Origin of the sequence: Falsiroseomonas sp. E2-1-a20 (assembly GCF_051433195.1) — a bacterium.
In the GTDB taxonomy this organism is placed as follows: domain Bacteria; phylum Pseudomonadota; class Alphaproteobacteria; order Acetobacterales; family Acetobacteraceae; genus Falsiroseomonas.
In genome coordinates this window covers 1-1,303 of sequence record NZ_JBHMFT010000153.1, presented here as the reverse complement: position 1 = coordinate 1,303, position 1,303 = coordinate 1, and the positions used below count along the sequence as shown (strand labels likewise).

The window sequence follows — 1,303 nt, the reverse complement described above, 5'->3', positions numbered from 1 at the left end:
GAAGACGGACCCCGACGGCGCCGGCACGGAAGTGGCGCTGCCGCACGGCCAGCACGAACTCACCTGCCCAGTGCGGGCCGTGCAGGCCTGGCAGGAGGCCGCCGGAATTCGGGACGGAGCGGTGTTCGTCTCGGTGACCAGGGGCGGCCGCGCCACCGCCCGCCGGCTGTCCGACCGCGACGTGGCGCGGGTGGTGAAGGCCGCCGTCGCCGCCGCCGGCTACGACCCCACGGGCTTTGCCGGGCACTCGCTGCGCGCGGGCTTCGCGACCTCGGCCGCCCGCGCCGGCGTGCCGGAACACGCCATCATGCAGCAGACCCGCCACCGCTCCGCCGCCACCCTGCGCGGCTATGTCCGCCGCGGCGGCCTCTTCCGCGACAACGCCGCCAGTAAGGTCGGGCTATAGGCGGATTGGCGGCGGCCATCTCTGCCGGCCCGGCACTGCCACTCTCTGGTGAACGCTCGCCGGCGACCAAGCGTGGGCCATGGCCTCTCGACGGCTCGCTGCTCACGACAGTCGCTCCGCCATTCGCGGGGTGTAGGCCTCGCGACTCCTCTGTCGGCCTGATGGCGTGCATCGCAATGTCGGTTTCGCTTACGCATCTTCCTCGTTGCTGCAAACCCCCCCTCTCGGCGCAATAAAACATAACGATTGCAATATTTTAGAGATCTGTAAATTATTGGCACGAATCCTGCTTTGCGTTTCGAGCCCGAACGAGGCACACGCAGGAGCTTTCCATGAAAATCCCCTCGACCACCCTCGCCGCCTCCATCCTGGCGGCAGGTCTTGCCTTCGCTGCCGCGCCAGCCACCGCGGCGATCATCTACGCCGGCAACTTCTCTGGAAACGAGTGCGGCGGCGGCGCAGGCGGCTTCAGCAACTGCTACGCCACCACCACCGGCACGCAGCAGGGCGCCACTCCTGGCGCCTCCCCCGCCATCTACAAGCGGGAATCCGGCGGCGGCCAGGACATCAGCAGCAACTTCCCGACCATCAACGGCAGCGAGTTCACGGTCAGCCTGAACAACGCGACCAATGTGCTCAGCTTCAACTACACGCCGGGCGCCGGCGATCCGGAGATCCACTACTTCGCCATCAAGCAGGCGAACGGCTTCGCGCTGTTCTACGACCTGACGACGGCGATCACGTCCTTCACCGCCAACCTCGACACCTACTTCCCAGGCAATCCGGGCTTCTCCCACATCACCTTCTTCGACACCAACGGCAGCACCACCCCGCCGCCGACCCCGGTGCCGGAACCCGCGAGCCTAGCGCTGTTCGGCGCCGGCCTGCTCGGCCTCG

At 67.8% G+C, this 1,303-nt stretch carries 2 protein-coding genes; both read left to right on the top strand.

Annotated elements, in window-relative coordinates:
* The coding region (locus tag ACFHPP_RS31055) for a tyrosine-type recombinase/integrase (RefSeq protein WP_437167085.1) at window positions 1–406 on the top strand (406 nt) is incomplete at its 5' end.
* Window positions 407–738: 332 nt separating this feature from the next.
* Window positions 739–1,303, top strand: a 565-nt coding sequence (locus ACFHPP_RS31050) for a PEP-CTERM sorting domain-containing protein (protein ID WP_437167084.1), incomplete at its 3' end; no start/stop codon positions are given.